The organism is Cellulomonas septica, from assembly GCF_012396155.1.
GTDB classification, from domain to species: domain Bacteria; phylum Actinomycetota; class Actinomycetes; order Actinomycetales; family Cellulomonadaceae; genus Cellulomonas; species Cellulomonas septica.
The window spans coordinates 1-4,816 of record NZ_JAAXOY010000241.1 but is presented as its reverse complement, the minus strand read 5'-3'; the positions used below and the strand labels follow the sequence as shown (position 1 = coordinate 4,816).

Below are 4,816 nucleotides of genomic sequence, written 5' to 3'. Positions count from 1 at the left end.
CCTCGCGGCGATCGGCGGCGTCGCGGCCGCCGGGGCGCTCGCGGGCTGCGCGTCCCCGACCGCCGCCGCGGACGGCGTGCGCGAGCTGTCGTTCTGGCACCTGCTGTCGGGCGGCGACGGCATCAACATGGCGGGCCTCGTCGACGACGTGAACGGCCTCGACCACGGCTACCACGCGACGCAGACCGTCCTCGCGTGGGGTGCGCCGTACTACACGAAGCTCGCGATGGCGAGCGTCGGCGGTCGCGCCCCCGACACCGCGATCATGCACGCGTCGCGCATCGCCGGGTACGCGCCCGGCGGCCTGCTCGACGCCTGGGACCTCGACCTCCTCGCGGAGTTCGACGTCACCGAGCAGGACTTCCTGCCGCGCGTCTGGGAGAAGGGCGGGCTCGACGGGACGCAGTACTCGATCGCGCTCGACTCGCACCCGTTCGTGATGTTCTACAACACCGACGTCGCCGAGCAGGCGGGCGTGCTCGGGACGGACGGGCAGCTCGCACCGATCGAGGACGCCGACCAGTTCCTCGAGGTCGCGCGGGCCATGCAGGGCGTCACCGGCAAGCACGGGCTCTCGTACGGGTACCTCGGTGACGGCGCCCAGATGTGGCGGCTGTTCTACACGCTCTACAAGCAGCACGACGCCGAGTTCGACCTGTCCGGCAGCCGGGCGGAGGTCGACACCGACGCGGCGGTCGAGTCGCTCGAGTACATCCAGACGCTGCTCGACGGCACGATCTGCGCCCCGGACGGCGACTACGGCACGGCCGTCGCGGAGTTCATGTCGGGGGAGAGCGGGATGTTCTTCACGGGCGTCTGGGAGCTGCCGACGGCCAAGAAGGCCGGCATCCCGTTCGACGCGATGCCGATCCCGACGCTGTTCGGCACGCCCGCCGCGTACGCGGACTCGCACGCCTTCACGCTGCCCCACCAGTCCGACCCGGACCCCGAGCAGCGGCGCGCGACGTACCGGTTCGTCGCGGACATCCTGCAGAACTCGTTCGCGTGGGCCGAGGCCGGGCACATCCCCGCCTACCAGCCGGTCGTGCAGAGCCCCGAGTACCAGGACCTCGTCCCGCAGGCGCACTACGCACCCGCGGCCGAGATCCTCAACTACGACCCCGAGGCGTGGTTCACGGGCTCCGGGAGCGACTTCCAGAGCTACTTCCTCGAGACCGTCCAGAACGTGTACCTCAACGGCGCCGACCCCGCCGAGGGCTTCGGGGCCTTCGTGCGCCGCGTCGACGTGCAGCTCTCCAAGCCGAACCCGGTCTGACGCCCTTCCTGCCGACCCGACCGCCCGATCCGACGAAGGAGTCCGATCGTGTCCTCTGCCGCAACCGCCGCACCCGGCCGCACCCGGCCCGGGTCGACGTCGGAACGGTCCGTGACCCGCGCGCAACGCTCGCGCGACACCCGCATCGGGTGGCTGTTCGTCACGCCGTTCGTCGTCGTCTTCGCGATGTTCCTGCTCTGGCCCCTCCTGCACGGGTTCTACCTGTCGTTCACCGGTGAGTCGATCACCGGCGCCGGCGGCGCGTTCCTCGGCCTCGACAACTACGTCGAGGCGCTGCGCGACCCGATCATGTGGCGCTCCATGCTCAACACGCTGTGGTTCACCGTGCTCTCGACGGTGCCGCTCGTGCTCGTCGCGCTCGTCATGGCGCTGCTCGTGCACCAGGGCCTGCCCGGCCAGTGGCTGTGGCGGCTGTCGTTCTTCATGTCGTTCCTGCTCGCGTCGACGGTCGCCGCGCAGTTCTGGATCTGGATGTACAACCCGCAGCTCGGGCTCGTGAACTACCTGCTGAGCGGGCTCGGGGTCGAGGGGCAGGCGTGGTTGCAGGACACCCGGTGGGCGATGCTCGCGGTCGTCGTCGAGACGCTCTGGTGGACCGTCGGCTTCAACTTCCTGCTCTACCTGACGGCGCTGCAGAACATCCCCGAGCAGCAGTACGAGGCGTCCGCGCTCGACGGCGCCGGCCGCTGGCGGCAGCTGTGGTCCATCACCATCCCGCAGCTCGGCCCGACGACCGTGCTCATCGTGATCCTGCAGATCCTGGCGTCGCTCAAGGTCTTCGACCAGATCTACATCATGACCAACGGCGGCCCCGGCGGCGTGACCCGCCCCGTCGTCCAGTACATCTTCGAGTCCGGCTTCACCGGGTACCGGTTCGGCTACGCGTCGGCGATCGCGTACGTGTTCTTCGCGGTCATCATCATCGTGTCGCTGGCGCAGGTCGGGTTCACGTCGCGGAGGAGCGCCCGATGACCACCACCGTCGCACCCCAGCCCAACGCCGGTGCCGCCGGCGTCGTCGGAGGCCGTCGACGCCGCCCCCAGGGACGCTTCTCGCACGCCGCCGGGCTGCGCGTCGGCGAGCGCTTCGCGAGCCCGAGCCGCCTCCTCGCGATCCTCGCGCTCGTCGTGCTCGCCGTCGTCTGGCTGCTGCCCTTCCTGTGGGCCGTCTTCACGTCGTTCAAGTCGGAGACCGCCGCCGCGGCCACGCCCGTGTCCTGGTTCCCCTCGGACGGCTTCACGACCGACGCGTACGCGAGCGTGCTGCGCGAGGGGAACATCCCGCTCTGGACCTGGAACAGCCTGCTCACTGCGGTCGTCATCACGGCCGTCACGCTGACCGTGTCGTCGCTCGCGGGCTACGCGCTCGCGCGGATCGACTTCCGCGGCCGCAAGTGGCTGTTCTGGCTGATCATCGCGTCGATCATCGTGCCGCCGCCCGTGCTGATCGTCCCGCTGTTCTACGAGATGCTCGCGCTCGACCTCGTCGACACGTACTGGGCGATCATCCTCCCGCAGCTCGTGCACCCGGCCATGGTGTTCGTGCTCAAGAAGTTCTTCGAGCAGGTCCCGGTCGAGCTCGAGGACGCCGCCCGGATCGACGGTGCCGGACGGCTGCGGATCTTCTGGTCCGTGGTGCTGCCGCTGTCGCGGCCCATCCTCGCGGCCGTGGCGATCTTCGTGTTCGTCGCCGCGTGGAACAACTTCCTGTGGCCGTTCATCATCACGAGCGACGCCTCGCTCATGACCCTGCCGGTCGGCCTGCAGACGGTGAAGAGCGCGTACGGCCTGCAGTACGCGCAGACGATGGCGTCCGCCGTGCTCGCCGCGCTGCCGCTGATCGTCGTCTTCCTGTTCTTCCAGCGGCAGGTCATCAAGGGCTTCTCGACCACCGGCTTCGGCGGTCAGTGACGTCCCCGGCGGCGGCCCGGACCACCCACCGGGCCGCCGCCCTCCCGCACCGCGCACCACCCGCAGCACCCTGAGGAGACCCATGACCCAGGCACGACTCGTCCTCGACCGCGACTTCACCGTCGGGGAGGTGCCCCGCCGGATCTTCGGCTCGTTCGTCGAGCACATGGGCCGGTGCGTCTACACGGGCATCTACGAGCCCGGGCACCCGGCCGCCGACGCGCAGGGCTTCCGCACCGACGTGCTCGACCTCGTCCGCGAGATGGGGGTGACCGTCGTCCGGTACCCCGGCGGCAACTTCGTGTCCGGCTACCGGTGGGAGGACGGCGTCGGGCCCGTCGACCAGCGGCCGCGGCGGCTCGACGGCGCCTGGCACACCGTCGAGACCAACGCGTTCGGGCTGCACGAGTTCGTCGACTGGGCGCGCGTCGCGGGCGTCGAGGTCATGGAGGCCGTCAACCTCGGCACGCGCGGCGTCGAGGCGGCGCGTCAGCTCGTCGAGTACGCGAACCACCCCGGCGGCACCGCGCTGTCCGACCTGCGCGCCGCGAACGGCCACCCGGAGCCGTTCGACATCAAGCTGTGGTGCCTGGGGAACGAGATGGACGGCCCGTGGCAGATGGGCGCCAAGACGCCCGAGGAGTACGGGCGGATCGCGCAGGAGACCGCGAAGGCCATGCGGCTCGTCGACCCGACCATCGAGCTCGTCGCGTGCGGGTCGTCGAACTCCGGCATGCCGACGTTCGGCACGTGGGAGCAGACCGTCCTGCGGCACGCGTACGAGTACGTCGACTACGTCTCGCTGCACGCCTACTACCAGGAGGACGAGGGCGACCACGCGTCGTTCCTCGCGTCCGCCGTCGACATGGACCACTTCATCGAGTCCGTGATCGCGACCGCCGACGCCGTGCGCGCCGCCGGCAAGCACACCAAGCGCATCAACCTCTCGTTCGACGAGTGGAACGTCTGGTACCAGCGCGGCAAGGACACCGCCGACCAGCCGCACGTCATCGAGCGTGAGGGCGTCTGGCGGGAGCACCCGCGGATCATCGAGGACGAGTACAACGTCACCGACGCCGTTGTCGTCGGGACCTTCCTCAACTCGCTGCTGCGGCACGGCGACCGCGTCAAGGTCGCCAACCAGGCGCAGCTCGTCAACGTCATCGCGCCCATCCGGTCCGAGCCCGGCGGTCCCGCGTGGCGGCAGTCGATCTTCTGGCCGTTCGCGCGGATGGCGGCGCTGGCCCGGGGTTCGATCCTGCGGGTGTCCGCCACGTCCGACCGGTACGACGCCGGGAAGTTCGGCGACACCGACCTCGTCGACGCCTCCGCCACGTGGGACGAGGAGAACGGACGCGTCGCGCTGTTCCTTGCGCACCGCGGGCTCGACGCGGCCGCCGACGTCACGGTCGACCTGCGCGGGTGGACGGGTGCGCGCGTGACCCGCGCCGAGGTGCTGACGGTCCCCGAGGGCGGCGACCGGTTCACCGCGAGCACGCAGGACCGCCCCGACGCCGTCGGCCTGGTCCCGCTCGACGGCGTCGAGGTCGACGGCTCGACCGCGACCGTGCGCCTGCCCGCCCTGTCGTGGGCGGTCGTCGAGCTCGAG

4 protein-coding genes are annotated in these 4,816 nt (G+C 70.5%); all 4 read left to right on the top strand.

Annotated features, from left to right (window positions below; all coding sequences use genetic code 11):
* Nucleotides 1-1,276: extracellular solute-binding protein (locus HGA02_RS10555; RefSeq protein WP_210728430.1), on the top strand; the 1,276-nt coding region annotated here is incomplete at its 5' end.
* Between the two features lie 48 nt (nucleotides 1,277-1,324).
* On the top strand, nucleotides 1,325-2,269 hold the full coding sequence (locus HGA02_RS10550; RefSeq protein ID WP_425483056.1) for a carbohydrate ABC transporter permease: 945 nt from the start codon (nucleotides 1,325-1,327) through the stop codon (nucleotides 2,267-2,269).
* A complete protein-coding gene (locus HGA02_RS10545) occupies nucleotides 2,266-3,207 on the top strand; it encodes a carbohydrate ABC transporter permease (RefSeq protein ID WP_168678967.1) in 942 nt (313 codons plus the stop codon). The genes HGA02_RS10550 and HGA02_RS10545 overlap by 4 nt, the downstream gene beginning before the upstream one ends.
* A gap of 82 nt (nucleotides 3,208-3,289) precedes the next feature.
* Nucleotides 3,290-4,816 (top strand): arabinosylfuranosidase ArfA (gene arfA / locus HGA02_RS10540; RefSeq protein WP_168678966.1); only part of this gene is annotated, 1,527 nt, incomplete at its 3' end.